The sequence below is a fragment of the Mycobacterium sp. NPDC051804 genome (genome assembly GCF_044452905.1).
GTDB lineage: Bacteria > Actinomycetota > Actinomycetes > Mycobacteriales > Mycobacteriaceae > Mycobacterium.
The window spans coordinates 382470-409317 of record NZ_JBITCD010000005.1 but is presented as its reverse complement, the minus strand read 5'-3'; the positions used below and the strand labels follow the sequence as shown (position 1 = coordinate 409317).

At 65.2% G+C, this 26848-nt stretch carries 27 protein-coding genes; 14 read left to right on the top strand and 13 right to left on the bottom strand.

Annotation, left to right across the window (positions count from 1 at the left end):
• Positions 1-3: 3 nt before the first annotated feature.
• On the top strand, positions 4-867 hold the full coding sequence (locus ACIA48_RS21685; protein WP_396736146.1) for a DUF559 domain-containing protein: 864 nt from the start codon (positions 4-6) through the stop codon (positions 865-867).
• On the opposite strand, the gene ACIA48_RS21680 is transcribed toward ACIA48_RS21685, so the two are convergent.
• Genes ACIA48_RS21680 through purB form a run of 3 tightly spaced genes read right to left on the bottom strand, consistent with a single transcriptional unit; the run spans position 791 to position 4361 of the window.
• On the bottom strand, positions 791-1717 hold the full coding sequence (locus ACIA48_RS21680; protein WP_396736144.1) for a tellurite resistance/C4-dicarboxylate transporter family protein: 927 nt from the start codon (positions 1715-1717) through the stop codon (positions 791-793). The two genes, ACIA48_RS21685 and ACIA48_RS21680, sit on opposite strands and share 77 nt — an antisense overlap.
• Entirely contained in the window at positions 1714-2946 is a 1233-nt protein-coding gene (locus ACIA48_RS21675) for a cytochrome P450 (RefSeq protein ID WP_396736141.1), read from the bottom strand. The genes ACIA48_RS21680 and ACIA48_RS21675 overlap by 4 nt, the downstream gene beginning before the upstream one ends.
• A complete protein-coding gene (gene purB / locus ACIA48_RS21670) occupies positions 2943-4361 on the bottom strand; it encodes an adenylosuccinate lyase (RefSeq protein WP_396736138.1) in 1419 nt (472 codons plus the stop codon). The genes ACIA48_RS21675 and purB overlap by 4 nt, the downstream gene beginning before the upstream one ends.
• A gap of 40 nt (positions 4362-4401) precedes the next feature.
• Between purB and ACIA48_RS21665 the strand changes: the two genes are divergently transcribed.
• Entirely contained in the window at positions 4402-5256 is an 855-nt protein-coding gene (locus ACIA48_RS21665) for a DUF429 domain-containing protein (RefSeq protein ID WP_396736135.1), read from the top strand.
• On the opposite strand, the gene ACIA48_RS21660 is transcribed toward ACIA48_RS21665, so the two are convergent.
• From ACIA48_RS21660 to ACIA48_RS21645, 4 genes are read right to left on the bottom strand one after another with little or no spacing between them, the layout of a single operon-like run.
• Positions 5253-6680 carry an APC family permease gene (locus ACIA48_RS21660; RefSeq protein WP_396736133.1) on the bottom strand — a complete coding sequence of 476 codons (1428 nt, stop codon included), beginning with the start codon at positions 6678-6680 and terminating at the stop codon, positions 5253-5255. The genes ACIA48_RS21665 and ACIA48_RS21660 overlap by 4 nt on opposite strands.
• Positions 6673-7665, bottom strand: a complete 993-nt coding sequence (locus tag ACIA48_RS21655) for an SDR family NAD(P)-dependent oxidoreductase (protein WP_396736130.1) — start codon at positions 7663-7665, stop codon at positions 6673-6675. Before ACIA48_RS21655 ends, ACIA48_RS21660 begins: the two co-directional genes overlap by 8 nt.
• Before the next feature lie 42 nt (positions 7666-7707).
• The gene (locus tag ACIA48_RS21650) at positions 7708-8337 is read right to left on the bottom strand and encodes a TetR/AcrR family transcriptional regulator (protein ID WP_396736127.1); all 630 of its coding nucleotides are present in this window, start codon (positions 8335-8337) and stop codon (positions 7708-7710) included.
• A gap of 50 nt (positions 8338-8387) precedes the next feature.
• Positions 8388-9221 carry an oxidoreductase gene (locus ACIA48_RS21645; RefSeq protein WP_396736124.1) on the bottom strand — a complete coding sequence of 278 codons (834 nt, stop codon included), beginning with the start codon at positions 9219-9221 and terminating at the stop codon, positions 8388-8390.
• Positions 9222-9344: 123 nt separating this feature from the next.
• On the opposite strand from ACIA48_RS21645, the gene ACIA48_RS21640 reads away from it, so the two are divergent.
• Both ACIA48_RS21640 and ACIA48_RS21635 read left to right on the top strand, forming a co-directional pair.
• Positions 9345-9920: a TetR family transcriptional regulator gene (locus ACIA48_RS21640; protein WP_396736121.1), complete on the top strand. Its 576-nt coding sequence runs from the start codon at positions 9345-9347 to the stop codon at positions 9918-9920.
• A 12-nt stretch (positions 9921-9932) separates the two neighbouring features.
• Positions 9933-10754, top strand: a complete 822-nt coding sequence (locus ACIA48_RS21635) for an alpha/beta hydrolase (RefSeq protein WP_396736118.1) — start codon at positions 9933-9935, stop codon at positions 10752-10754.
• Here the strand turns inward: ACIA48_RS21635 and purD are convergent.
• Positions 10751-12022: a phosphoribosylamine--glycine ligase gene (gene purD, locus ACIA48_RS21630; protein WP_396736115.1), complete on the bottom strand. Its 1272-nt coding sequence runs from the start codon at positions 12020-12022 to the stop codon at positions 10751-10753. The two genes, ACIA48_RS21635 and purD, sit on opposite strands and share 4 nt — an antisense overlap.
• A gap of 83 nt (positions 12023-12105) precedes the next feature.
• Here purD and ACIA48_RS21625 point away from each other — a divergent pair, with 83 nt between their 5' ends.
• Both ACIA48_RS21625 and ACIA48_RS21620 read left to right on the top strand, forming a co-directional pair.
• Positions 12106-13329 carry a cytochrome P450 gene (locus ACIA48_RS21625; RefSeq protein ID WP_396736112.1) on the top strand — a complete coding sequence of 408 codons (1224 nt, stop codon included), beginning with the start codon at positions 12106-12108 and terminating at the stop codon, positions 13327-13329.
• 19 nt (positions 13330-13348) lie between these two features.
• A complete protein-coding gene (locus ACIA48_RS21620; RefSeq protein ID WP_396736110.1) occupies positions 13349-13990 on the top strand; it encodes a TetR/AcrR family transcriptional regulator in 642 nt (213 codons plus the stop codon).
• Here ACIA48_RS21620 and ACIA48_RS21615 read toward each other — a convergent pair.
• From ACIA48_RS21615 to ACIA48_RS21595, 5 genes are read right to left on the bottom strand one after another with little or no spacing between them, the layout of a single operon-like run.
• The gene (locus tag ACIA48_RS21615) at positions 13929-15155 is read right to left on the bottom strand and encodes a hypothetical protein (RefSeq protein ID WP_396736108.1); all 1227 of its coding nucleotides are present in this window, start codon (positions 15153-15155) and stop codon (positions 13929-13931) included. The two genes, ACIA48_RS21620 and ACIA48_RS21615, sit on opposite strands and share 62 nt — an antisense overlap.
• Entirely contained in the window at positions 15145-15588 is a 444-nt protein-coding gene (locus ACIA48_RS21610; RefSeq protein ID WP_396736105.1) for a carboxymuconolactone decarboxylase family protein, read from the bottom strand. Before ACIA48_RS21610 ends, ACIA48_RS21615 begins: the two co-directional genes overlap by 11 nt.
• Positions 15589-15592: 4 nt before the next feature.
• Complete coding sequence (locus tag ACIA48_RS21605; RefSeq protein WP_396736102.1) at positions 15593-16456, bottom strand: NAD(P)-dependent oxidoreductase; 864 nt, start codon at positions 16454-16456, stop codon at positions 15593-15595.
• Positions 16453-17214, bottom strand: a complete 762-nt coding sequence (locus ACIA48_RS21600) for an SDR family oxidoreductase (protein ID WP_396736099.1) — start codon at positions 17212-17214, stop codon at positions 16453-16455. The genes ACIA48_RS21605 and ACIA48_RS21600 overlap by 4 nt, the downstream gene beginning before the upstream one ends.
• 28 nt (positions 17215-17242) lie before the next feature.
• Complete coding sequence (locus ACIA48_RS21595; protein WP_396736096.1) at positions 17243-18709, bottom strand: aldehyde dehydrogenase; 1467 nt, start codon at positions 18707-18709, stop codon at positions 17243-17245.
• Between the two features lie 142 nt (positions 18710-18851).
• On the opposite strand from ACIA48_RS21595, the gene ACIA48_RS21590 reads away from it, so the two are divergent.
• From ACIA48_RS21590 to ACIA48_RS21555, 8 genes are all read left to right on the top strand, one after another.
• Positions 18852-19460, top strand: a complete 609-nt coding sequence (locus ACIA48_RS21590; RefSeq protein ID WP_396736094.1) for a TetR/AcrR family transcriptional regulator — start codon at positions 18852-18854, stop codon at positions 19458-19460.
• A 22-nt stretch (positions 19461-19482) separates the two neighbouring features.
• Positions 19483-20703 carry a cytochrome P450 gene (locus ACIA48_RS21585; RefSeq protein WP_396736091.1) on the top strand — a complete coding sequence of 407 codons (1221 nt, stop codon included), beginning with the start codon at positions 19483-19485 and terminating at the stop codon, positions 20701-20703.
• Complete coding sequence (locus ACIA48_RS21580; RefSeq protein ID WP_396736088.1) at positions 20704-21531, top strand: SDR family oxidoreductase; 828 nt, start codon at positions 20704-20706, stop codon at positions 21529-21531.
• Complete coding sequence (locus ACIA48_RS21575) at positions 21528-22886, top strand: cytochrome P450 (protein ID WP_396736086.1); 1359 nt, start codon at positions 21528-21530, stop codon at positions 22884-22886. The genes ACIA48_RS21580 and ACIA48_RS21575 overlap by 4 nt, the downstream gene beginning before the upstream one ends.
• A 16-nt stretch (positions 22887-22902) precedes the next feature.
• Positions 22903-23109 (top strand): ferredoxin, encoded by a 207-nt coding sequence (locus ACIA48_RS21570; protein ID WP_396736083.1) that lies wholly within the window; start codon positions 22903-22905, stop codon positions 23107-23109.
• A 2-nt stretch (positions 23110-23111) separates the two neighbouring features.
• Positions 23112-23657, top strand: a complete 546-nt coding sequence (locus ACIA48_RS21565; RefSeq protein ID WP_396736080.1) for a nuclear transport factor 2 family protein — start codon at positions 23112-23114, stop codon at positions 23655-23657.
• A 93-nt stretch (positions 23658-23750) separates the two neighbouring features.
• On the top strand, positions 23751-24881 hold the full coding sequence (locus ACIA48_RS21560) for an NDMA-dependent alcohol dehydrogenase (protein ID WP_396736851.1): 1131 nt from the start codon (positions 23751-23753) through the stop codon (positions 24879-24881).
• 27 nt (positions 24882-24908) lie between these two features.
• Entirely contained in the window at positions 24909-26837 is a 1929-nt protein-coding gene (locus ACIA48_RS21555; protein ID WP_396736078.1) for an FAD-dependent oxidoreductase, read from the top strand.
• The last annotated feature ends 11 nt before the right edge of the window (positions 26838-26848 follow it).

Genomic DNA, 26848 nt, shown 5'->3' with positions numbered 1-26848 from the left:
GACGTGCTCGATGACTATCTCCGTCGCCACGACGGCGTAATCACCCGCGCGCAAGCCCGTCAATGCGGCCTGAGCCAAGACGCAATCGACCGGATCGTTAAGTCTGGCCGCTGGCAGCGGACTTCCCGAAGCGTCTACTTCGCCGCCGACCGGCCCTTCACCGACGCGGCACGCATACGGACAGCAGTTTGGAGCTACGGCGATGGGGCAGCAGCGAGTGGATTGGCAGCCGCTTGGTGGCACAGCATGACTAGATTCGCTCCCGGCATCATCGAAGTCACCGTTCGGCGCGACGCGCGCTTGCAACACCGGACAATGACTCGCTTACGTAGGCGCGACCTCGGGCCAAAGGATGTCGTTGAGCGGAGGGGACTTCGCGTCACCGAACCTGCACTCACCGTCGTCGAAGCGTCCGTCCGCAGAGGCGGCGGCGCCGAGTTGATGGACAGAGCACTGCAGGGCGACCTCGACCTCACCCAGCTGTGGCGAGCTCATCTTCGCAACAAGGGTCGGCACGGTTCGCCATCAGCACGCCGCCTACTCCAAGCGGCATCCGACGGCGCCCGCTCGGAAGCTGAACGCCTCATCATCCGACTGCTGCGAGGGGCCAAGATATCCGGCTGGAAAGCCAACTATCCGGTCGGCGGGTACGTCGTCGACATCGCGTTCCCGAGTCAGCGAGTCGCGATCGAGGTCGACGGCTGGGCATTCCACAGTGACCAGAAAACGTTTCAGCGCGACCGCACGCGACAGAACGCCATAGCGCTCAGTGGCTGGCAGATCCTCAGATTCACGTGGCTGGATCTGACGGAGTACCCGCAGCGCGTAATCGCTGAAATCGCAGCAGCTCTCCGACAGCCACGATGAGCCACGCCGAGAAAGCAGCCCAGAAGAACGCCAGCGAGATCCCGATGAACCATCGCCAGCCTGTCTCGACCGCCATCGCATACGTCGCCGACGAGTACATGCCGAGCGGGAACACCGCGGGCCACCCAAGCCCCACCGATCGCCGCACGGCCACGTAGAACAGCACCGGGATCCACGCCGTCGCCACGATCCACGTTCCGATCGTCACCGCTCGCACAGCGTCGGCGATCGGGCCGGGATACATGATGTGATGCAGATGATCGCCCGCCAGTGTGGCAATCGCTATGCCGCCCATCAAAATCCAGACGTCCGGTTCCCCCAGCTCAGGCGACGACGCATCGTGCCGCACCCGCCACAGCACCAGCGACGTCATCACCAGGTACAACAGCAGGCCGAGCACCCAGAAGATGAACGCCCAGAACAGAACATGAAGTTCGGAGAAGACGATGGACAATCCGGACGTCGCGACCGCCGCCAGCTCCCACCCTCCGCGGGCACGGTCGCGCAATCCGGTCCACCGGTTCCGCCACATCGAACGCGCGGCCAGCGGCGCCAGCGACAGCCAGCCCTGTAATGCCATACCCGCCAAAACCCACAGCACGATCCGGTGCTCGGCCAGTCGCGCGCCCACCACCGCGCACGCGGCGACGTACGTGAACAGCGGCAGCGTCACGTTGTGGTCGCGCATGTCGAACCCGCGCCACGCCCTGGCCACCAAGTACATCAGCACCGGCAATGCCACTGCCGCAATGACAATCAAGACCTCGCTGATGACACCGAAGCCGTGATCCGCGGCAGCGATCGACACGATGCCGGTCGCCATGACCGCCGCGAATACGTCGGGTCTCACGGCCGTAATTCGACCACCATGTGACGGATACCGGTATGCCGATTGCTTCGCGTCCACTCGACCGGCTTGACCAGTCGCACCGACCCGAACCGGGTCAGCAACTCCTCGTACAGCACCCGCAGCTCGAGCCGCGCCAGATTCGCGCCGAGACAGTAGTGCACTCCCTGACCGAAACCCAAGTGCGGATTCGGTTTCCGCGTGATGTCGAACGTATCCGGGTCGACGAACACCAGCGGATCACGATTCGCCGAGCCCTCCCAGATCTGCACCTTCTCACCGGCCTTGATCGCACAGCCCGCCAGCTCCACATCCCGCGTCGCGGTACGCCGCTTCGACGGTGACGGCGACGTCCACCGCACCATCTCCTCGACCGCGGTCGGCAGATGCTCCAGATCTGAACGCAGCGCCTGGAATTGGCCGGGATTCTCGATGAGCGCCAACAGGCCGCCCGCGACGGAGTTCCGCGTCGTCTCTGCCCCGGCGCTGAACAGCAGGCTGAAGAACAGGTACAGCTCCATGTCCGAGAGGCTCTCGTCCTCCACGGTCGCGTTCGCCACCACGGACAGCATGTCGTCGGTCGGCGCGGCGCGCTTCGACGCGATCAGCTCCTGGCCGTACGTGAACATCCGCGAGCCGGCCTCCTCAGCCGTCAACTGCCCGACGGACGCCTTACGCGAACCACCGAAGTCGAACTGCGGCTCGATCGCCTCGAACAGCCAATGCCGTTCGGTTTCAGGAACTCCCAGAAGGATGCAGATCATCTGCATCGGCAGTTCGGCGGCCACGTCAACCAAGAAGTCAAACGGCTCCCCCGGCGTCACCTCATCGAGTAGCCGACGGGTGCGGGTCCGCAGATCGTCCTCGACGCGGGCGATCATCCGCGGCGTCAAACCCGAGCTGACGAGCCGGCGGATGTGCGAGTGTCGCGGATCGTCCATCATGTTGAGAACCTGCCCGGCGACCGCGAGATCCTGCAGAAGCGTGCCGCCGAATGGCCGTGTACCGCCGGTAACGGATGAGTACGTCACCGGATCACGAAAGACCGCAAGGGTTTCCGCGTGTGTCGCGACGGACCAGAAGCCTTCGTTGTCGGGTGTGTTGGCGGTCGGCTCATGCCAGTACACGGGCGCCTCGCGACGGTGCACCGCGAACAGCGCATGCGGAAAACCGTCGGCGAAGTTGTCGAGATCGGTGAAGTCGATCCCGGCCAACGCGCCCGCGAGCGTCACAGAATCGCGCCCGACGTGTACTTGGCCGCCTCCGGATACCGGCTGACCAGCTCGCCCACGGCCTCGACCACCCGGTCCACCTGATCTCCCGCCGCACCTGTGAACGCCTGCTTGTCGGCCAGCGCCGCATCCAACGCCACCCGGTCCAACGGCAGCCGCGGATCGGCAGCCAACCGGTCCAGCAGGTCGGGCTCCTGACCCTTCTCCCGCATCGCCAACGCCACCGCGACGGCATGTTCCTTGATCACCTCGTGCGCGGTCTCTCGACCGACGCCCGCTCGGACGGCCGCAATCAGGATCCTGGTCGTCGCCAGGAACGGCAGGTAGCGGTCCAATTCCCGCTGGATCACCGCCGGATAGGCACCGAACTCGTCGAGCACGGTCAGGAACGTCTCGGTCTGCCCGTCGATCGCGAAGAACGCGTCGGGCAACGCCACCCGCCGCACCACCGAGCAGAACACGTCACCTTCGTTCCACTGCGCGCCCGCGAGCTCGGCGGCCATCGACGCATAGCCGCGCAGCACCACCTGCAGCCCGTTGACGCGCTCGCACGAACGGGTGTTCATCTTGTGCGGCATCGCGGACGAACCGACCTGGCCGGGCGCGAACCCCTCGGTCACCAGTTCGTGGCCCGCCATCAGCCTGATCGTGTGCGCCATCGACGAAGGTCCCGCACCCGCCTGCACCAGAGCTGAGACGACGTCGTGGTCCAGCGACCGCGGATACACCTGGCCGACGCTGGTGAAAATCTCTGTGAAACCTAGGAATTCGGCGACGTGACGTTCCAGATCGGCCAGCTTCGAGGTGTCACCGGAGAACAGATCGAGCATGTCCTGCGCTGTGCCCATCGGGCCCTTGATACCGCGCAGCGGATACCGGTCGATCAGCTCACGCAGCCGCGTCAACGCGACCAGAAGTTCCTCGGCGGCCGAGGCGAACCGCTTGCCCAGCGTGGTCGCCTGTGCGGCCACGTTGTGCGAACGTCCGGCCATCACCACGTCGCGATAGACCACCGCGCGCTCTGCCAGCCGCGCCACGACCGCGACTCCGTGTGAGAAAACGAGTTCCAGGGAGCGACGAATCTGCAGCTGCTCGACGTTCTCCGTGAGGTCCCGAGACGTCATGCCCTTGTGCACGTGCTCATGGCCCGCCAGCGCGTTGTATTCCTCGATGCGCGCCTTGACATCGTGGCGGGTCACCCGTTCGCGCGCCGCGATCGACGACAAGTCGACGTCCTCGAGCACCCGCTCGTAGTCCTCGACCACGCCTGCAGGTACACCGACGCCCAACTCGGCCTGCGCTCTCAGCACCGCCAGCCACAGCCGCCGCTCGGCCATGACCTTGGCTTCCGGCGACCAGATGGCCACCATCTCATCGCTGGCGTATCGATTGGCCAGCACATTCGGGATCGACACAAACACACAGCTTACGGCCCGGGTAAGGCAGTCTTGCCGTATGTACTTCGTTGGGCTCGATCTCGCATGGGGTGAGAAGAACCAGACCGGCGTGGCCGCTATCGACGCCGACGGCAGGCTGCTGCACGTCGGCACCGCCGGAGATGACAACAGCATCATCGCCGCGATCAAGCCCTATACCGGCGACGCGTGCCTGGTCGGTATCGACGCTCCCCTGATCGTGAAGAATCCGACGGGGCACCGACCGGCCGAGGCCGCCTACAACCGCGACTTTCAGCGTTTCGAGGCCGGCGCACGCCCGGCGTTCACCGACAAGCCCGAATTCAAGCATCCCCGCGGCGCCCGACTCGCCGAAGCGCTGGCCCTCGATATGGACCCGTCGTCAGAGTCGGCCAGGCAGGCCATCGAGGTCTTTCCCCATCCCGCGACGATCGTGCTGTTCAATCTCGCCAAGACCCTCAAGTACAAGCGGGGACCGTTCGACGAGCGCAAGGCTGCGTTGCTGAACCTGATGACCCACATCGAGGGTCTCGACGCCGCCACTCCGAGATTGCGCGTCAATCGCAACGTCGCGTGGGTCGCGCTGCGCAAGCGGGTCGAGGCGGCAACCCGACCGTCACAGCTGGACCGCGACGAGGATCCCGTCGACGCGGTGATCTGCGCCTACGTATGCCTCTACTGGTACGACCGGCCTGAAGACGTCACCATCTACGGCGACGCCGAAACCGGCTACATCGTCACCCCGACGCTGCCCGGTGACCGTATCAAAGCGCCGAAAAAGTCTGTGGGACAACCGGGTTCGGACGATATTGTTGCTCGGCTGGAGCAGGTGCAGCAGATGATCGAGCGGGCTCAGCGCGAGCTCACCGCAATCCGCAGACAGCTCGGGGGTTAGTCGGGCGTCTCGGCCAAGTGCGTGGGATCGGTGATGCCCTTCTGCTTGATTCCGAGTTGCTTGTTGATCGCCATGGTGATCAAGAACAGCACGATTCCGACCAGCAGCAACGCCCCGGCCAGTAGATACTGCGTCGAGGGCCGACCGGACAGCGGAGTCACAAGGTACAGCGAGGCAATACAACCGATCACGGGCAGTGCCGTTGGCGTCTTGAAATGCCCGCCTGCCTCCTTGACGTCGCGACGTAGCACCAGCACCGCGACGTTGACCATCGCGAAGACCGCAAGCAGCAGTAGCGAAGTCGTGCCGCCGAGCACCGAGACCGCCTTGTCGCTGGCGAACGCGGACACGTAGAAGATCAGCCCGAAGGCGATCGTCGTGGTGAACAGAATGGCGACCCACGGGGTGCGCCGGGTCTTGTGCACCGAACCGAGCACGGGAGGCAGTACGTGTTGACGGGCCATGCCATAGATCAACCGACTGGCCATGAGCATGTTGATCAGCGCCGTATTGGACACCGCGAACATCGTGATGAACGGGAACAGCTCGTCGATCGGTAACCCGGGGGCCGCAGCCTCGACGACGTCGACAAGCGGGGTCTTGCTCTCCTTGAGGTCACCGATGGGCACCAGCGCCACCGCGATGATCGACACCAGCACGTAGACGATGCCGGCAATGGTCAAGCCGCTCAACAGAACCTTCGGGAAGATCCGCACCGGATCCTTCGTCTCCTCGGCCATGTTGACCGAGTCCTCGAAGCCGACCATCGCGAAGAAAGCCAACGAGGTTGCCGCTGTGACAGCTACGAAAGTACTTCTATCACTTTCACTTTCGAAGAGGATGATCCGCGAGAAGTCGAGGTTGTCACCGCCCTGCGTGAATGCCCAGAGCCCCACCATGATTACCAGCATCAGGCCCGTGATCTCCACGATCGTCAGGAAGACGTTCAGCTTCACACTTTCGCTGACACCGCGGAAGTTGATCGCGGCCAGGGCTGCCATGAACGACAACGCGATGACCGCGATTCCGACCTTGCCCCAATCCAATCCGAATCCTTTGATCAGGTTGGACGCGAAGGCCTGCGACGCGGTGGACGCTGAGGTGATACCAGAGCACATCACTACGAAGGCAACGATGAAGGTGAAGAAGTGGATGCCGAATGCTTTGTGCGCGTAGAGCGCTGCGCCCGCCGCCTGCGGATACTTGGTCACCAGTTCCAGGTACGAGAATGCGGTGATGGTCGCGATCACGAACGCGAGCAGGAACGGTAGCCATGCCGCGCCGCCGACCTCACCGGCGACCTGCCCGGTCAGCGCGTAAACCCCGGTGCCGAGGATGTCGCCCACGACGAACAGCAGCAGCAGTCCGGGGCCCATCACCCGCTTCAGTTCTGGCTGTTTTTCCTCGGTATCCGGCTTAGTCACGATGCGCCTCCTGCGAGTTCTGTGTGAACTGCATTGTTCCGGTCATCGACGAAACCGCGTCGAGGAATCGCGCAACCCGTTCCGGATCCTCGTAGCGCTGCCACCCGAACGTCGTTGGCCGCTGGGCCCTGTCGTGCCAGAAGTGGCCCGCACTGGACTCGGGTCGCGTGGCGACCAGCCACACCGCAGTGTCTGCGCCGTCTGCAGTATCGCGCAGCAATGGACGTGTCACCACTCGGAAAACTGGCAACGCGCCGGCGACACCAGGCGTCTCGACCCATCCCGGGTGCATGCTCTCGACGCGGATGTCCTCACCCGCCAGTCTGTGCGCCCACGCGTTGGCGAGCACCACCTGCATTCGTTTGGTTCTCGCGTAAACCCGAATGCCTTCGTAATCGTCGGATTTCGACTCCATGTCGTGGGCCGACAACGGTGACGTGTACATGCCGCCTGAGGACATGAACACCACCGAAGCACCGTCTGCGTCGCAAAGCAGCGGCAGCAATCGTTCCGTCATCAGGTGCGGGCCGAGCACGTGACACGCCAGTTGAGTCTCATGCCCCTGTGGTGTCTCCACGCGATCATCAGGTATCGCACCCGCGTTGTGAACCAGCCCATGGAGCTCTTCGATGCGACCCGAGAGGTCGTCACACCACGCGCGAACCGCGTCGAGGTCGGAGACGTCGCAGACCTCTTCTACCACCATCGCACCGGAGACGGCGCGCCGAATCGCACCGGCGGACTGCTTGACCTTGTCGGCATTGCGGCCGAGAAGATGGACGGTCGCATCGAGTTCGGCGAACGAGCGGGCGATCGCCTCCCCGATACCCGCGGTGGCACCCGTGACGACAACCCGCTTCCCCGCCATAGCCTTTGGCGGCGGATCCGGTGGCCACCACATCCGCCGCAGTCGCGAACCGATTTTGGTGTAGCCGAGCACCACCGACCGGTCCAGAGCGCTGTCGAGAACCCTGGTGATCATCATCCAGACCTAGTTATCCAGGATGCGAAGCTTGCAAACTTTCGGTCACACCTGAGCGACCTGTTCGTCGATCGGCGCCAATACGTCGATGACGTCGACCAACGTTGCACGGGCGGTCGCCCGCGGGCCGTCACCGTCGCCTACCAGCGCCGCGACCACCGCACCGTCCACCGCGCACACCAACGCGGTGAGCAGTTCCACCCGCACCGCCCGCCCGGACCGTTCGACGACTTCGACGACGGCGTCGGTGCGCTGCTGCAAAATGCGGCGCTCGATATCGCGCAGTCCGGGCTGGCGCGCGCACGCGATGTAGCGCTCGTAGCGGGAGATCAATTGCTCAGTGACGCGCAGTCCGTTCGCCTCCCCGACCAAGAGGTCGACCAAGATGTCGGCCGTCGACTCCGCTCCGCGACGCCGACGCGACAGAGTTGACACCCGCACCTTCAGCTGCTCGGCCTCGCGCGTGCCCGCGTATTCCACCGCCTTCGCAATCAGGTCCTCGAGCGAGGAAAAGTAGTACGTCGTCGACGCCAGGGGCAGGCCAGCGCGACGGGCCACCGCCCGGTGCCGCACCGCGTCGAACCCGCCTTCGCAGAGCAGGTCGGCAGCAGCGCTGACCAGGGCGTAGCGCCTTCTTTCCCCCTTTGGAGTGACCGCTGCTGTCACGTACAGCATGCTGCCAGCCCGCAAGGCACGGCATCGGGCTTTCGGCTAATCATCAGGCTTTACTCAGAGAAGCCCGCACTTCTGCTCACGGCGGCCCAGCGCTTTGCCTCCGCATCCCGTTCGGCACCACTGGCCAATGCCAATTCGACGGCGTCACTTCCGAGCAACAGCCGCCGTGGCGGTTCGGGCGATTCGACGACATCGATGATGATGCGCGCCGCGCGAGCGGGGTCACCTGATTGATTTCCGTTGGCGTTCCGCCGCAATTCATGCATGACGCCCAACACCTCGCGGTACTCGGGACCGGGATCTTGCATCGTCATCGACGACCCCATCCAGTCGGTGCGGAACGCACCGGGTTCGACGATGATCACCTTCACGCCGAAGCCCGAGACCTCATTGGCGAGCACTTCCGAGAAGCCCTCGACGGCGAACTTGGCGGTTTGGTACGCACCCAAACCGGGTGTGCCACCGACGCGTCCACCGATCGACGAGAACTGGACGAACACGCCGGATCGCTGGGCACGCAGAACCGGCAGTGCGGCACGGGTGACATTCACGACGCCGAAGAGGTTCGCCTCGATCTGGGCGCGAAAGTCTGCCGGCGCGGTCTCCTCGATCGCAGCACTGTTGGCGTAGCCGGCGTTGTTCACGACCACATCGATGCGGCCGAATTCGGCGACCGCGAATTCGACTGCCGCGGCGGCGGCCTCGGGATCGGTCACATCGAGCGCGAAGACCCGCGCTCGGTCCTCGTGGCCGGCTAGGAACGCGCGCACCTGCTCAGGGTTGCGCGCGGTGGCAACAACGCGATCGCCATGCGCGAGCACGGCGCGAACCAGCTCCGCACCGAAGCCGCGTGAACTCCCCGTGATGAACCAAACCTTGCTCATGTCTTCTCTCCTGTCAGGCAACGCTGCGAATGGTGCGGCGAGGGCGGCCCGCTGGCTCGTCGGTCCCACGTCCACATGTCTACATACGTAGACTTCGTCGGTTTCATTCCCTAACGTCGTGATATGACTGCCTCACCGAAGAAGCGGCCGCGCAATGCAGCCGCTACCCGGGACGCGATTCTGCAATCGGCCATCGCCGCCTTCGCGCGCGCCGGATACGACGGGGTGGGCGTGCGGGAGATTGCGGGCGACGCCGGGGTGACGGCGATGATGGTCAACCGCTACTTCGGTTCCAAGGAGAAACTCTTCGCCGAAGCCGTCGAGGCGGCGTTCGCCCCGTCGGTCGTCGTTCCCGACGATTCCCGGTCACTGGCCCACGATGCGGCGGTCAACGTGGTCGGCGCGACGACCCCAGGCCCCGCGTACCAGATCATGCTGCGGTCGGTGTCGAACCCCGGCGCGCTGGCGATCGTGCGGGACGCGATATCGAGGCACGTCGGTAGGCGCCTCGCGCGCCAACTCCCCGAACCGGGTCGATCCCTGCGCAACGAAATGATGCTCTCGGTGATCGCCGGCATCTTCATGATGCGCGGCATCATCGCCAGCCGGGCGCTCACCCAAACCGATCCGGAACGATTGGAGCGCCTGGTGGAGGCGGTTTTCGAGTCGATCATCGAAACGCCTCTGCCGGGGCCGTGAGGCGCCGATGGCATGATGGCCGCCATGCCCGAACTGAGTCGACGCGCCCTTCTGCGCCTCGGTGTCGGCGCGGCGGCGGGGGCGGCGGCACTCCGTCTGTCGCCACCCGTGACCGCGGCCCCCGCCCCTACGTACGTCGACGGTTCGTTCGTCTCGGCGGCCCGCGGCGGCATCTCGACCAACTGGGCGATCGCGCGCCCGCCGGGCCAGACCGCGCCGCTACGGCCTGTCATCGCCCTGCACGGTAAGGGTCAGGACGCCGCGGGCGTGATGGCCGGTGGTGTCGAGAACGGACTGGCACAAGCGGTCGATGCGGGCATCCCGCCCGTCGCCGTTGTCGCGGTCGATGGTGGCGGCAGCTATTGGCACAAGCGGGAATCCGGAGAGGACTCCGGCACGATGGTGCTCGACGAGCTCATCCCGATGCTCGGCGACCAGGGTCTGGACACGTCACGCGTCGCTTTTCTCGGCTGGTCGATGGGCGGATACGGCGCGCTGCTGCTCGGCGCGCGTCTCGGCCCCGCCCGCACCGCAGCGATCACCGCCGTCAGCCCGGCCCTGTGGACGTCTTCGGGTGCGACCGCCCCAGGTGCGTTCGACGGCGCCGACGACTACGAGGCCAACAGCGTGTGGGGGCTACCAGCACTGAATTCGATCCCGATCCGGATCGACTGCGGCGACAGCGATCCGTTCTACTCGGCGACCAAACAGTTCACTGCCCAGTTGGCCAACCCGCCCGCGGGCGGCTTCTCCCCCGGCGGCCATGACGGCGCGTACTGGAGTTCACAGTTGCCCGCCGAGGTGGCGTGGATGGCGCCGCTACTCGTCGCTTAGGAGACCGACGTGCGGCCTTCGGCCGCGGCCTGCCCGATGTCGCCACGAAAGTGGCTGCCCGGCAACCGAATCGACTTGATCAATGCGTAGGCGGCGTCACGCGCGGCGGACAGGTCGGCCGCAGTGCCGACCACCGAAAGTACCCGGCCGCCGGATGACACGATCGCGCCGTCGTCGCGACGCGTGGTGCCCGCGTGCAACACCCCGTCGGCCTCCGATCCGGTGATGACGTCTCCGACGCGGGGACGGCCGGGATAGTTCTCGGCGGCCAGCACGACGGTCACCGAGGCACCGCCGCGCCACTCCAGTTGCGGCTGTTCGGCGAGTTTCCCGGTCGCTGCGGCGTACAGCAGCTGTCCCAGCGGGGTTTCCAGCAGCGCCAGCACGGACTGAGTCTCCGGATCGCCGAAGCGGCAGTTGAATTCGACCACCGCGGGCCCCCGCGACGTCAGCGCCAGCCCCGCATAGAGCAGGCCCGAAAACGCGCTGCCACGCTGAACCAGTTCGGCCGCAACGGGTTTGACGATGTCATCGACGATCGTGGCGACCACGTCGTCAGGCAGCCACGGCAGCGGCGCGTATGCGCCCATCCCGCCGGTGTTGGGCCCGGTGTCGCCGTCACCGACACGCTTGAAGTCTTGAGCGGGCAGCAGTGGCACGACGGTTTCGCCGTCGACGACGCAGAACAGCGACACTTCCGGACCATCGAGGAACGACTCGAGCAGGACCGGGTGTCCGGAATCGAGCAGGCTCGCGGCATGCGCCCGTGCCGCATCGCGGTCGGCGGTCACCACCACACCCTTGCCCGCGGCCAGACCGTCGTCCTTGACCACCCACGACGGATCGCCGGCCGCGGGACCGAAGCGGTCCAGTGCCGCGTCGAGGTTGGCGGGGTTGTCGACGATCTCGCTGGTTGCGGTTCGCACGCCGGCGGCGGCCATCACGTCCTTGGCGAACGACTTCGAGCCTTCGATGCGCGCCGCGTCCTTCGTGGGCCCGAAACAGGCGATGCCCGCGCTGCGCACCGCGTCGGCCACGCCGAGCACAAGCGGCACCTCGGGGCCGACCACTACCAGGTCGGAACCGATGCGCTTGGCGAGCGCGACGACGGCGTCGCCGGAGGTGATGTCGACGTCGTACTGGTCGGCGATGATCGCGGTGCCGGCGTTGCCGGGCGCGACGGCCAACTCCTCTACCTCGGGGTCGCGACGCAGTGCGAGCAGCAACGCATGTTCACGGGCACCGGATCCGATTACCAGGACGCGCACAAGCGCACACCTTAGTGCCTCCCGCGATACGGCCACTGCCCAGTTTCGGCCATACACTTGACTCCGCAGTGTATGGTCGGACTATGACGCAGAGCACATGCCCTTTCGGAGCGGGTTTCGACTTCACCGACCCCGACGTCCTGCTGCAGGGAATCCCCGTGACCGAGTTCGCCGAACTGCGCAAGACCGCGCCGGTGTGGTGGAACGACCAGCAGGAATCGATCTTCGACGACGGTGGCTACTGGGTGATCACCCGTCACGAGGACATCAAGGCGATCTCCCGCAACGGCGATCTATGGTCGACCAACCGCAAGGGCGCTGTGATGCGGCTGCCCGACGGCGTGACCAGCGAGCAGCTCGACCTCACCAAGGCGCTGCTGATCAACCATGACGCCCCCGAACACACCCGCCTGCGCAAGATCGTGTCGCGGCTGTTCACCCCGCGCGCGGTCGCCTCGCTCGAGGAGAAGCTCGCCGTCTCCGCGCGTGAGATCGTCGCCGCGGCGAAGGAGAAAGGCACCGGCGACTTCGTCGACGACATCGCAATGAACCTGCCGCTGATGGCCATTGCCGACCTGATCGGCGTGCCCGAGGCCGACCGCGAGAAGCTCTTCCACTGGACGAACTCGATCATGAACACCGACGATCCGGACTTCGACTCCGATCCGACGACCGCCAACGCGGAACTGATGGGGTACGCCTACACGATGGCCGAGGAGCGGCGACGCTGTCCGGCCGATGACATCGTCACGCGCCTGATCCAAGCTGACATCGACGGCGAATCTCTCGGCGATGTCGAGTTCGCGTTTTTCGTCATCCTGCTGGCCGTCGCAGGCAACGAGACGACCCGCAACGCCATGACGCACGGCATCAACGCCTTCTTCGAGAACCCCGACCAATGGGAGCTGTTCAAGCGAGAGCGTCCGGAGACCACGGTCGACGAGGTCATCCGCTGGGCCACGCCCGTGCACTGCTTCCAGCGAACGGCGTTGGCGGACAATGAGATCGGCGGCGTGACGATCCGTGAAGGACAGCGCGTCGGCCTGTTCTACAGCTCGGCGAACTTCGACGAGGACGTGTTCGAGCGGCCCTTCGAGTTCAACATTCTGCGTGACCCCAACCCGCACCTGTCGTTCGGCGGCAACGGCGCGCACTTTTGCATCGGCGCGAACCTCGCCCGGATGGAGATCAAGCTGATCTTCAACGAGTTGGCCGATCAGATTCCGAACATCGCCAAACTGGATGAACCCCAACGGCTTAGGTCAGGGTGGATCAACGGGGTCAAGGCGCTGCCTGTCTCATTCTGAGGCTGAGTACTATCCGAGGATGCGTACCCACGGCTGGTCCGGATCGGCGCCCGCCACCGACGAGGAGGCCATCAGCCGCATTCTCGAGGCGGCAAGCAAGGCGATCGACGCTCGTGGCGCCGATTTCTCGATCAGCGATGTGGCCCGCACGCTCGGCGTCACCCGCCAGACGGTGTATCGCTACTTCCCCAGCACCGATGCGCTGCTGATCGCCGCGGCCGTACACGCAGCCAGCGGCTTCCTCGACCGGTTGGCAGCGCATCTCCGCGGGATCACCGATCCGGCTGACGCCATCGCGGAAGCCGTCGCCACCGCACTTGAATGGTTGCCCAAAGACAAGCACATCGGCCTGCTGATCATGCCGGGCCAGCCGAGCCGCCACACCGAGTCGGTGACGTCGGATGTCGCCATGGATTTCGGCCACTCACTGGTGCGCAGATTCGACGTCGACTGGGCAGGACTCGGGTACAGCGACGCTGACCTAACCGAACTGGTCGAGCATCTGCTACGGATCATCCAGTCGTTCGTCATCGACCCGGGCAGACCTCCGCGTCAGGGCGTCGAACTCCGCGACTATCTGCGCCGGTGGGTGGGCGGGGCTATACGACCGTCAGTGGAAGCGACTTCCGCTCCTCGAACACCCACGACGCACCTGCACTGAACTCGGTCACCTCGACCTCGGACAGTTTCTTTGCCGCGGTGTCGGTTTCGATGACGCGTACGGTCCAGTCGGACTCGGTACCTGACACCTCGGCACGCAAGTGCGGATCGACCGCCTGCACAATCGCCTGCAACGGCAGATCAGCGACGGGTGAGACCAGCGAGATCCACGAACCGTCCTCGTAGGCGGGCGATTTGCGCACGTGGACAAAGTTCGGGTCGATGTCGGCGTAGACGTACGCCACCGGGTTCAGCAGCGGGTGAAGCTCGAGGACACGTAGCGCCCCCTTGACATCCTTGGAGAGCTTGAGCGCCTTGTGAATTCGCTCAGCGGCCACGCCGGCGATGCCGATGAGCTGCTTGGTGCGGATCGACCGCGCCAGTGCCTCATCATCCTTGGCGCGCTTCTCCACGGCTATCGTGAACGCCTTTACCAACAGGTGCATCTGCAGACACACCTCGTCGGCGATCCGGACCAGCGCCGAGTGGGAGAACGCACCGAAGTCGACATCGGCGAGCAACTCTCCCGAATAGTCCGCCATGCCTTCATCATTCGGGTCGATCGGCTCGAGTTCACACGAGTAGGCATGGGTGGCGCCGACGATGTCCAACTCGGGGATGAACGGGACCTCGGGGTAGGACTCGTCGATGATGACCGTCCACCGGCAGTGCGGGTGCTGGTCTGCCGGCGTGCGCGGCGGTCGGTGAATAGGCCTGACCTGTGCCTTGCGGTTGGTGGCCAACGCGGTGGCATCGAACGTCGGATCCTCGATGTCGTGGCACATGCCCTTGACGTAGTCGGGTCCCATGGGCTCGACGTCGAGCAGCGCGCCGCAATGGTCGAGGTGGAACTCCCCGTGCCAGCGGTCATGGACGGTGTAGCGGAAGTCCATGAATTGCGGCGGCGCACCGATGTCGAGCTGCAGCCCTTTGAAAAGGGTGAAGATGTCGATGCCTTCGTACTTCAGCGCCTTCTGCATCCGCTTGGTGTAGAGCGGGCTGGACGCGGCCCACTCCTCGATGGCCACCTGCAGCATCTCCTCGCGTCCCCACGCGCTGATGCAGTGCGCCATCCCGGAGCGGTCGATGAGCTGTCCGATCAACAGCAGTTCCGGAACAAGAGTGGCCAGTTCTTCGCGCGACAGCGCGGCATACCTACTCATCATCGACCGAGCCCCCCGAGTGCATTTGGACCGCCGCGTTGACGTTCGCCTTCTTGTCTTCGCCCTCGCCCCGCTCGGCCGCCTTCTTGCGCTTCTTGACGACCTTGCTGACCGCACCGTCGAACTTGGAGCCCAGCGGGAAGCCGAGATACTGCGTCAGGAAGACCGCCATCTCCTTGAGTTCCTCGCCGGTGATCTCGTCGTTGTGCAATGCCGCGTTGGCTTGGATCTCGGCCAGGGCGTCGTTGCCGAGAGCAGCGACAGCGGTGAGGGTCATGATGCGCTTGTCACGCATCGACAAACCGGGCCGGTTCCAGATGGTGCCGAAGAGGTGGTCGACAGTGAGGTCGAAGAAAGGATCGCCCTCGATGTTCGGCATCTCCCAGCCGTAGACCTCGTTCATCTTTTCCAGGCCCTTGCGGCGCAGCTCGTCCATTGACTTACTCCTTCGTGGTCGAACTCTTATGTGGCACACCGAGTCCGGCGGCCAGATCCCGCAAAGCAATCTCGGCCAGCGGCAGTTCCACACCCTTGGCCTCGCCGAGCGCGAGGGCGAGGTTCAGATCCTTCTCCGCCAGACCGCGCGTGTGGACGAACATGTCGTACAGGAAGTGATCGGGCGCAAGGGGTTTGGTGTCATCGCGGGCCATGATGGCGCCGGGCCCGCCGCTCTGCGCATCACTGTGCCGCACCACGCGGCCGAGCTTCTGCAGATCGATGCCCGCCGCCTCGGCCAGCCGCGACGCTTCGCAGGCCGCGGTGAACCCGATGAATGTCAGCATGTTGCGGGCGATCTTCATCCGGGTACCGGCGCCTGGCTCGCCGGCGCGGACCACCATCGACGCCCACTTCTTGAAGACCGGCTTGACCGTCTCGTACGCCTCATCGTCCGCGCCGACCATGACAGCGAGTTCACCCTTGTCGGCGGCACCGGCGCCACCGCTGACCGGGGCGTCGACGACGTGGATTCCCTTGAGCTTCAACTGTTCCGCCAGTTCGGCGGCGGTGTCGGGCTCGATCGTCGAGTGAATAGCGATGACGGTGCCGGGCTTCGCATGCTCACCCAGTTGGCCGACGACGTCACGCACCTGCGCGTCGTTGAGCACCGTGACGCTGATGACGTCGGCCTTGGCGACATCGGCCACCGAGTCCGCCAGGGTCGCGCCCAGCTCGGCCAGCGGCGTCATCGCCTCGGTGCGGACGTCGAATACGATCAGCCCGCCCGGCCAGTCGGCGAGCCGTTTGGCCATCGGCAGACCCTGATTGCCCAGACCGATGTACCCCAGCGAGCGCTCGTCGGTCATCTGATGATCTGTCCGCCGTCGACGTTGAAGATCTGCCCCGTCACCCACTTGGCCTGATCCGACAGCAGGAACAGGCACATGCCGGTGAGATCGTCAACCTCGCCCATGCGCGACAACGGGATTCCCTTGACGATGTCGGCCACCATCTCCTGCGGCGTCGTCGTCCGGTTGGCCTCGGTGTCGATGGGGCCGGGCGCGATGGCGTTGACGCGAATGTTCTGCCCACCCAGTTCCGTCGCGAGCTGCTGAGTAAGGCCGTTGATGCCGACCTTGGCCAGACCGTAGAAATTCGAGTACAGCCATGCCGCAGTCGAGGATTGGTTGACGATCGCACCACCTCCGCGCTTGGCCATCTTGCGGTACACCGCGCGGGTGCAGACCAGCGCGCCGTCGAGGTTCACGCTCATGAACTTCTTGTAGTAATCCCAGTCGACGGTGATGAGGAAGTCGAGCTTCATGCCGCCGAAGATCGCGGCGTTGTTGACCAGGTAGTCGATGCCCTCGAATTCGGCCAGCGCCTGCGCCGCCATCTCCTTGGCCGAGTCGGGATCGGAGACGTCGACCCGGACCGCGAGTGCGTTGCCACCCTCACCCTTGATGCCGTCGGCGACCTTCTGCGCACCCTCGACGTTGATGTCGGCGACCACCACGGCCGCGCCCTCACGAGCCAGCGCCTCGGCGTACGCCTGCCCGATACCACCACCGGCACCGGTGACGATCGCGACCTTCTCCCTGAACTGATCTCCGTACAGACCCACGCACGTCTCCTTAATTCATTTCCGAAAATCAGACGGAAGTCGCAATGGCTTTGATTTCCAGGTACTCCTCGAAACCAGCGAGCCCCATCTCCCGGCCGATGCCGGATTGCTTGTATCCGCCGAAGGGCATGTCGGCTGAGTACCAGACACCGCCGTTGATGTTCACAGTGCCGACGCGCAGCCTCGCGGCCACCGCATTCGCACGATCGAGGTCCGGTGAGAACACCGTGCCCGACAGGCCATAGGGCGAGTCGTTCGCGATGCGCACTGCATCGTCGTCGCCGTCGTGGGCGATGACCGTGAGCACCGGTCCGAAGATTTCTTCGCGCGCCACCTTGGCGTTGTTATCCAGGCCCGCGATGACGGTCGGCTCGATGAAGTAGCCCCGATCGCGGTCGGCGGGACGTCCTCCGCCACAAGCGAACTTGCCGCCCTCGTCGGTCGCGGAGTCGAGGTAGCTCTGGATCCGGTCCCGCTGACGCTCTGAGATGACCGGACCACAGATGGTGCCCGCGTCCTGAGGGTCACCCGGCTTGAGCCCGCCCATCGAGGCCGCCGCCGCCTCGACGGCTTCGTCATAGCGGGCCCGAGGCACCACGAGTCGGGTGGTGATCGCACAGCCCTGACCCGCGTGCATCGACGCGGTGAAAGCCGCCATCGAGCACGCGCCCGCCAGATCGGCATCGTCGAGCACCAGGAACGCCGACTTACCGCCGAGTTCCAGGAACACCTTCTTCAAAGTGGCCGCACCGTCGGCCATCACGGCGCGGCCGGTGTTCGTCGACCCCGTGAACGAAACCATGTCCACCCGTGGGTCTTTCGACAACAGCGCACCGACGCCGTGGTCGCTGGAGGTGACGATGTTGACCACGCCCGCCGGGATGTCGGTGTGCTCGAGAATCAGCTCACCCAGGACCGCGGCGCACCACGGCGTATCGGGTGCCGGCTTGAGCACCACCGTGTTGCCCGCGGCCAGCGCCGGACCGATCTTGGCGAGGTTGATCTGGTGGGGGAAATTCCACGGCGTGATCGCACCGACGACGCCGACGGCCTCGCGGGCGATGGTGCGCTGGGTCTTGATGCCCATCGGAGACGCGATGCCGAAATCCGAGGTCCACTCATAGGACTCCGCGGTGTCGGCGCAGAAGCTCAGGTCCTCGACGGGGCCTTCGAGCTGGGCCATCGACGTCAGCATGCGCGGAGCGCCGACCTCGGAAATGGTCAGTTCCCTCAGCTCTTCGGCGTTGTCGCGCATCGCCTGCTGGAGCTGGCGAATGCCGCGGACCCGCAACTCGGTGTCGGTCGACCAGCCCGTCTCGTCGAAGGCGCGGCGCGCCGCCTCGATCGCCCGGCCCATGTCGTCGGTGCTTGCGTCGGCGGCGACACCGAGCACCTCCTCGGTGGCGGGGTTGACGGTCTGGAACGTGCCGCCGCTGCCGGCGACAAGCTCGCCGTCGATGAGCAAACGACTCTCGCGATCGGCGAGGATTCCCATCCGAACTCCTGTGTTCGCGTTACTGGACAGCTGTCCGACTGCTTACACTCGAACCTTAGCCGCACTATGCGGCGAGAAGCAAGAGCACCCAACTTCACCTGTGCACTTGCCTGATGACAACTGAGTCGGATAAGTTGGACATGTGTCCAGTGATCCTGTGGTTGTGGTCACCCAGCCGTCTTCCCTCCAGCCTGGGGAATCGCCGCGCAACCGCCGCCAGGAGGAGACCTTCAACAAGGTCCTGACCGCCGGCGTCGAGATGCTCCGCGAGTCCTCCTACGCGGATCTGACGGTGCGCGCCGTCGCGGCGCGGGCCAAGGTCGCCCCCGCGACCGCCTATACCTACTTCTCGTCGAAGAACCATCTGATCGCCGAGGTCTACCTGAGCCTGATCCGCCGGGTGCCCTACTTCACCGACGTCAACGACAGCAGGGTCACCCGCGTCGAGAAGACGCTGCGCAGTATGGCGCTGACGGTCGCCGACGAGCCCGAGGTGGCCGCCGCGTGCACGACCGCGCTGCTGAGCGGAAACGACGAAGCGGTGCGTTCAGTCCGCGATCGCATCGGCGCGGAGATCCACCGGCGCATTCGCTTTGCCGTCGGCCCGGACGCGGACCCGCGCACACTTGCCGCGCTGGAGATGACGTTCTTCGGTGCGTTGGTCAATGCCGGAAGCGGCGCCTTCACCTATCACCAGATCGCCGACCGCCTCAGCTATGTGGTGGGCCTCGTCCTCGGAGAGGACCAATGAACCCGAGCCTCGGAGAGGACTCATGACAGTCCATACCAGCGAAGTGCTCCTCGACCCATACGACTACGACTTCCACGAAGACCCGTATCCGTATTACAAGCGGCTGCGCGACGAGGCGCCGCTGTACCACAACACGGACTTGGGTTTCTGGGCGTTGTCGCGGCACCAGGACGTGCTGGCCGGATTCCGCAACAGCACAACGCTGTCCAACAAGTTCGGAGTCTCGCTGGATCCGGCGTCGCGGGGTCCGCACGCGTCGAAGACCATGTCGTTCTTGGCGATGGACGACCCGGCGCACCTGCGGCTGCGCACGTTGGTCTCCAAGGGCTTCACCCCACGTCGCATCCGAGAACTGGAGCCCCGCGTCACCGAGATCGCGATCCAGCATCTCGACACGATGATGGAGAAGGCGGGCTCGTCTCCTTCCGAGACCGTCGACTACGTCAACGAATTCGCGGGCAAGCTCCCGATGGACGTCATCTCCGAGCTGATGGGCGTGCCCGTAGAGGACCGGGATCAGGTGCGGGCGTGGGCCGACGGCGTGATGCACCGCGACGAAGGCGTGACCGACGTGCCACCCGCGGCCATCGAGGCGTCACTCAACCTGATTGTCTACTACCAGGAGATGGTCGCCCAGCGCCGCAAGCAGCTCACCGACGATCTGACGTCGGCTCTGCTCGAGGCCGAGATCGATGGCGACCGGCTCACCGACGACGAGATCCTCGGGTTCATGTTCCTGATGGTGATCGCGGGCAACGAGACCACCACCAAACTGCTTGCCAATGCAGCGTTCTGGGGTCACAAGAATCCCGATCAGTTGGCCCCGGTCTACGCAGATCTGGAGCGCGTGCCGCTGTGGGTGGAGGAGACGCTGCGGTATGACACCTCCAGCCAGATCCTGGCGCGTACCGTCGAAGGCGAGCTGACGCTCTACGACACCACCATTCCCGACGGTGACGTGCTGCTGCTGCTTCCCGGCTCGGCGCACCGCGACGAGCGGGTTTTCGAGAATCCCGACGACTTCATCATCGGCCGCGAGATCGGGGCCAAACTCCAGAGTTTCGGCAGCGGTGCCCACTTCTGCCTCGGTGCGCATCTGGCCCGGATGGAAGCCCGAGTGGCGCTGACCGAACTGTTCAAGCGAATCCGCGGATATGAAGTGGACGAGGCCAACGCCGTCCGCGTCCACTCCAGCAATGTCCGCGGATTCGCTCACCTTCCCATGACCGTGGAGATTGTCTAAATGCCGCGTTTCGCACCACTTCCCGACCGCCGACCGGCCATCGTCGCGGGTGCCTCGGCAGGCATCGGAGAGGCCACCGCCATCGAACTGGCGTCTCGCGGCTTCCCCGTCGCGCTCGGCGCCCGACGCGTCGAGAAGCTCGATGACCTCGTCGGCAAGATCCGCGCCGAAGGCGGCGAAGCCGTCGGTTTCCACCTCGACGTGACCGACCCCAACTCGGTGAAGTCGTTCGTGGCCAACGCTGTTGACGCGCTCGGCGAGATCGAGGTACTGGTAGCCGGTGCCGGCGACACCTACTTCGGCAAGCTCGCCGAGATCACCACCGACGAGTTCGAATCCCAGCTGCAGATCCATCTCGTCGGGGCCAACCGGCTGGCGGCCGCGGTGCTGCCCGGCATGCTCGAGCGCCAGCGCGGCGACCTGATCTTCGTGGGCTCCGATGTCGCACTCCGCCAGCGTCCGCACATGGGCGCCTACGGGGCGGCCAAGGCCGCATTGGTCGCGATGGTGACCAACTTCCAGATGGAGCTCGAGGGCACCGGTGTCCGTGCCTCGATCGTGCATCCCGGCCCGACCAAGACCAGCATGGGCTGGAGCCTGCCCGCGGAGAAGATCGGTCCCGCACTTGAGGATTGGGCGAAGTGGGGCCAAGCCCGGCACGACTACTTCCTGCGCGCCTCCGATCTCGCCCGCGCGATCACATTCGTCGCCGAGACCCCGCGCGGCGGGTTCATCGCCAACATGGAACTCCAGCCCGAAGCCCCACTGAACAGTGCGCCGGCCGAGCGTCAGAAGCTGGTGCTGAACGAGGAGAACCTGAACTCATGACCACTGCGATCGTGCCCCGGGTCTCCGGCGGCGAGGAAGAGCACGGACACCTCGAGGAGTTCCGCACCGACCCGATCGGTCTGATGCAGCGCGTCCGCGAGGAGTGCGGTGACGTCGGCTGGTTCCAGCTGGTCGACAAGCAGGTCGTCATGCTGTCGGGGTCGGAGGCCAACGAGTTCTTCTTCCGCTCGACCGACGCCGAGCTCAACCAGGCCGAGGCCTATCCGTTCATGACACCGATCTTCGGTGAGGGCGTGGTGTTCGACGCCGATCCCGAACGCCGCGCGGAGATGCTGCACAACACCGCATTGCGCGGCGAGCAGATGAAGGGCCACGCCGCGACCATCGAGAACGAGGTCAAGAAGATCATCGCCGACTGGGGTGACGAAGGCGAGATCGAACTGCTCGACTTCTTCTCCGAGCTGACGATCTACACCTCGACGGCCTGCCTCATCGGCCTGAAATTCCGCGAGCAGCTGGACCGCCGGTTCGCGGAGTACTACCACGATCTCGAGCGCGGCACCGATCCGCTGTGCTACGTCGACCCCTACCTCGACATCGAGAGCTTCCGTATCCGCGACGAGTCACGCGTCAAACTCGTTGCGCTGGTTCAGGAGATCATGGACGGTCGCATTGCGAACCCACCGAAGGGCAAGGAAGATCGCGACCTGCTCGACGTACTGGTGTCGATCAAGGACGACGACGGCAACCCCCGGTTCTCGGCCAACGAGGTCACCGGCATGTTCATCTCACTGATGTTCGCGGGTCACCACACCAGTTCCGGCACCTCGGCGTGGACGCTCATCGAGTTGATCCGCCACGCCGAGACATACTCCCAGGTGCGAACAGAACTCGACGAACTCTACGCCGACGGTCAGGAGGTCAGCTTCCACGCGCTACGCCAGATTCCGAAGCTGGACAACGTCGTCAAGGAGACGCTGCGGCTGCATCCACCGCTGATCATTCTGATGCGCGTCGCACAGGGCGAGTTCGAGGTGGCGGGTTTTCCGATCCACAAGGGCGACTTCGTCGCAGCGTCCCCCGCGATCTCCAACCGCATCGCGGAGGACTTCCCGGATCCGGATGCGTTCAACCCCGACCGCTACCAGAAGCCGCGCCAGGAGGACCTGGCCAACCGGTGGACGTGGATCCCGTTCGGCGCGGGCAAGCACCGCTGCGTCGGGGCCGCATTCGCGCAGATGCAGATCAAGGCGATCTTCTCGGTCCTGTTGCGCGAGTACGAGTTCGAGATGGCGCAGCCCGCCGAGAGCTACCACAACGACCACTCCAAGATGGTCGTGCAGCTAGCCCAACCGGCGAAGGTGCGCTACCGCAAGCGGGTCAAGAGCGGCTAGAAGGTCAAGGATAGCCATGGGCTGCTACCGCGTCGTCCTCGACGAGGACCTCTGCCAGGGCCACGCGATGTGCGAACTGGAGGCCCCGGACGTGTTCGCCGTGCCCAAACGCGGCGTCGTCGAGATCCTCGACTCAGAGCCACCCGACGACATCCGTGAAGACGTCGAGCGGGCGATCGATATGTGTCCCACCCAAGCAATTTCCATCGAACAGAAGGACTGACAATGGCGTCTTTTACCCGTGACCAACTCGACGACTGGACCGAACGCTGGCTGGAGGCCAACCGCGAGGCCGAACGCAAGGGCGACTGGAAGGGTCTGGCCGACTTCTACACCGACGACGCGACCTACGGCTGGAACATCGGGCCGAAGGAAGACGTCATGTGCATCGGCAAGGACGAAATCCGAGATGTGGCACTCGGTCTCGAGATGGAGGGCCTGGAGAACTGGGTCTACGAGTACCAGAAGGTGCTCGTCGACGAGAAGCAGGGCGAGATCGTCGGCTTCTGGAAGCAGATCGTGAACAAGTCCGACGGCACGCAGGACGAGATCTACGGCATCGGCGGCAGCTGGTTCCGCCTCGACAGCAATCTCATGATCGAGTGGCAGCGTGACTTCTTCGACTTCGGCCACGTGGCCTACATGTTCGGCAAGCTCATCGGCTCTGGCGACCTCAGCGAGGGTATGCAGAGGCGGATCGAACGGTCCGTCGCTGGCGAGAAGCTGCCCGGGTACTACCCGCTCGGCGAGGCCCCAGCAAAGATCTGGTAGCTCCCGGCCAAGCGGTTGCTTGGGGGTGCGTGTGACGCACCTAACTACTGGCTCTAGTCTGACCTCACAGGCACTAGCGGAAGGCACATGCGGATGAAGACAAAGGGCGCTCTCATCTATGAGTTCAACCAGCCGTGGTCGATCGAAGAGATCGAGATCGGCGACCCCGTCAAGGACGAGGTCAAGATTCAGATGGAAGCGTCGGGGATGTGCCACTCCGACCACCACCTGGTCACCGGCGACATCCCGATGGCCGGGTTCCCGGTGCTCGGCGGCCACGAGGGCGCGGGCATCGTCACCGAGGTCGGACCGGGCGTCGAGAACGTAGCCGTCGGCGACCACGTGGTGCTGTCCTTCATCCCCTCATGTGGTGAGTGTCCGACATGTCAGAGCGGCCAGCGCAATCTGTGCGACCTGGGTGCCCTGCTGCTCACCGGCACCGCAGTGTCCGACGGCACCAACCGGGTCCACACCGCCGACGGCAAGCCCGTCATCCCGATGACCCTGCTCGGCACGTTCAGCCCGTACATGGTCGTGCACAAGAGCTCGGTGGTGAAGATCGACCCGACCATCCCGTTCGAGGTGGCCTGCCTCGTCGGTTGCGGTGTGACCACCGGCTATGGCTCGGCCACCCGGAGCGCAGACATCCGCCCGGGTGAGGACGTCGCGATCTTCGGCATCGGCGGTGTCGGCATGGGCGCACTGCAGGGTGCGGTGAACGCCGGTGCCCGCCACATCTTCGCGATCGACCCGGTCGAGTGGAAGCGCGACCAGGCGCTGAAATTCGGCGCGACACATGTCTATCCGGACGTCTTCTCGGCGATGGGTGGTATAGCCGAGGTCACCGCGGGCGGCATGGCGCGCAAGACGATCATCACGACCGGTGAGCTCAAAGGCGAGGACATCGACAACTACCTCAACTGCACGTCCAAGGGCGGCACCTGCGTGGTGACCGCGGTCGCCAACATGGCCGAGATGGACGTGAAGCTCAACCTGGCTCTGCTGACCCTCATGCAGAAGCGCCTGCAGGGCACCATCTTCGGCGGCGGCAACCCGCACTACGACATCCCGCAGCTGCTCTCGATGTACAAGGCCGGCAAGCTCAACCTCGACGACATGGTCACCCGGCAGTACAAGCTGGAGCAGATCAACGACGGCTACCAGGACATGCTGCAGGGCCGCAACATCCGCGGCGTCATCCGCTACACCGACGAAGATCGGTAGCCTGCAATAAGCCAGTTCGCAAACCTGTTGGCGCCGGGCAGGATCGGCGCGATGTCGCTGCGCAACAGGCTTGTGATGTCGCCGATGGAAACCCTCTACGGAACACCGGAGGGATTGCCGTCCGAGCGCACCCGTGACTATTTCGTGGCGCGCGCTGCGGGCGGCGTCGGCCTGATCACGGTGGGCGCCACCGGGATCGATCCACTTCACCCGGAGACGCCCGGCGGGCTCCACCTCGGAAACGATGCCTCGGTCGCGGCCCATCGAGCCCTCGTCGATGCCGTGCACGAACACGGCGCCAAGATCCAGCCGCAGATCGTGCACGCCGGCCCGGACGGGCTCGGCCCCGAAATGCACGGTGTCGATTCGATCGGACCGTCGGTGATCCCGTCTTACCTGACCGGGCGGCCATCGGCCGAAGTCACCCGCGAACAGCTGGTCGCGGTCCTGGACCTGTTCAAGGCCGCCGCGCGGCGCGCGGCCGAGGCCGGCTACGACGGCATCGAACTACACGCCGCGCACGGCTACATGTTGCTCGGATCGTTCCTGGCCCCACAACGGAACCGCCGCACCGACGACTACCGCGGCGACCGCGTGTACGGCCGCATCCGCATCGTGCTCGAGGCGTTGGCCGCCATCCGCTCCGAGATCGGTGACGCGTTGCCCATCACGCTGCGCATCTCGGGCTACGAGCGGGTCGCCGGTGGCCGGCCGATCTTCGAAACCGCCCAGGTGGCACCCGAATTGGTGGCAGCGGGCGTCGACGCATTCCACGTCAGCGGTGGCGTGATCGACCGGCTGGTGACGGGCATGGTCAACGCCGCGGACGACGGTGATGCGCTCAATGTCGGCGCCGCAGCGGCGGTCAAAGAGGTCGTCGACGTGCCGGTGATCGCCGTCGGGCGCATCCACGACCCCGAGCGCGCCGAGCAGATCCTCGCCGACGGCCGCGCCGACTTCATCGCGATGGGACGGCCGATGCTCGCCGACCCGGAGTTGGCCCGCAAGCTGACCGACGGCCACGCGCACCGCGTTCGCAAGTGCATCTCCTGCGAGAACTGCATCGATGCGATGGAACAACGCTTTTCGGTGGACTGCGCGGTCAATCCACGCACGGGCAAGGAACGCGAACTGGCGGTGCGCCCCACCAATCGCGCCAAGAAGGTGATCGTGATCGGCGGCGGACCGGCGGGTATGGAGGCCGCAAGGGTGGCCTCCGAACGCGGCCACCGGGTGACGCTGTTCGACCGCGACGACCAGACCGGCGGTGCGCTGCGCTGGGCGTCACTCGTGCATCCGGAGAACGAGCCGTTCCTGGACTACCTTCGCAACGAGATCGCCACGAGCTCGGTCAAGGTCGAGCTGGGACAGGATCTTTCGGCCGACGACATCGCCGACCTGCGGCCCGACGCGGTCGTGGTGGCCACCGGCGGGCTGGTCGTGCAACCCGTCATCGAGGGATCCGATTTGCCGAACGTCCGCGGCGGGTTCACCGCTGTCCGCGCGATGGCGCAGGGCTGGGCTCCCGAAGGCCGACGCGTCGCCATCGTGGGAGCGGACCTCGGCGCGCTCGAAATCGCTGAATTCCTCGCCGCCCGTGAGCATTTGGTCTCGGTATTGGAGCCGGGCAAGACCATCGCACCGCTGGTCGGCAACAAGCGCAAGACCGAGCACATGGACCGGCTCGACCGTGCCGGGGTGACGGTGCACGTCCGGGTGTCGGTCGACCGCATCACGCCCCACGGCGTCGCGTTCACCCCGCACGGCGGAACCAGCAGGCAGCTGCGCGCGGACAGCGTCATCGTGGTGGGCGCCCTGGAACCGAACACCGAGCTGTTCGACAAGCTCGTCACCGTCCTACCCGACGTCCACGTCGTGGCGGCGGGCGACTGCACCGGCGCAGGACTCATCCGCAAGGCAACCGAAGACGGCGCCCGCGCCGCCTGCACCATCTAACAAAGGAGTGA